The sequence below is a fragment of the Neisseria shayeganii 871 genome (assembly GCF_000226875.1).
GTDB lineage: Bacteria > Pseudomonadota > Gammaproteobacteria > Burkholderiales > Neisseriaceae > Eikenella > Eikenella shayeganii.
Genome location: NZ_JH164939.1, coordinates 1 through 827 on the forward strand (window position 1 = coordinate 1; position 827 = coordinate 827).

Here is an 827-nt window from a genome sequence, read left to right on the forward strand (position 1 = left end):
CGAATTTCTACAGATATACCACGCTCGCCCCACATGAGCCACACAAGCGTTTTGCCTGACTGCGTCAAGTGCTTGTCGAGAAGGTCTCGGCGCAAGTAGCTTAGCTGGCCGCTGATCTGCAATTTATCTCCGCCGAGCTTACGGTATAGGGATGCCACGCCTGAAGCATCATGCAAGTCCCATTTGTTTTCACGGTAGCGGAGATTCAGCGCTTCACATATATCTTTTGAGGGCAAAATCGCACTGCCGCATTGGTTCATCTCGCTGTGGTAGCTTTCCCAGCTGTAGGTCTGCACAGGAATTTCGATCGGGATACCATTTTCTGCCCAATGATTGGCGGATACTTTATTTTCGTAACGGTTCTCCTCTTGCTTGCCAGTTCTATATAAGCCAGGCGCTGAGCAAAAGGGCATTTCGCCTGCATAGGTATAGTAATGCTCTGGCGCATCGGGGATGGCACTATTCCCTGGGTAGTTCAAGTTAGCGAACATTTCATGCAAACGGTTAACTTCTTCGCTTTTCACGAGTACACCGCGAAGAAAAGTGAAGACTTGGCGATCATCGGCTGCTGTCTGTTCGAGAAATCCGTCAAGCAGAACCCACGGCCCGCTTATATCATCAATTTCAGCAATCTCGAGTATGCCCAGGTAGTCTGGCTGCGCTCCTCTCACGATCCAGTCGCCAATTTCAGTAGGCTGAGGCCTTTGCAAAACCCCAGCCCAACAAACAGCCGGAGACCTTTGCAAAACCCCAGGCCAACAAACAGCCGGAACATGCTTCATCATATTCCGGCTGTTTTTGCGTAAAAAGCAGACAAACCACCCCTG

General features: G+C 50.3%; 1 protein-coding gene. It reads right to left on the reverse strand.

What is annotated here, in order from left to right; translation table 11 throughout:
* On the reverse strand, positions 1-785 hold a 785-nt coding region (locus HMPREF9371_RS10870; RefSeq protein ID WP_198003645.1), incomplete at its 3' end, for a hypothetical protein.
* Positions 786-827: the final 42 nt, after the last annotated feature.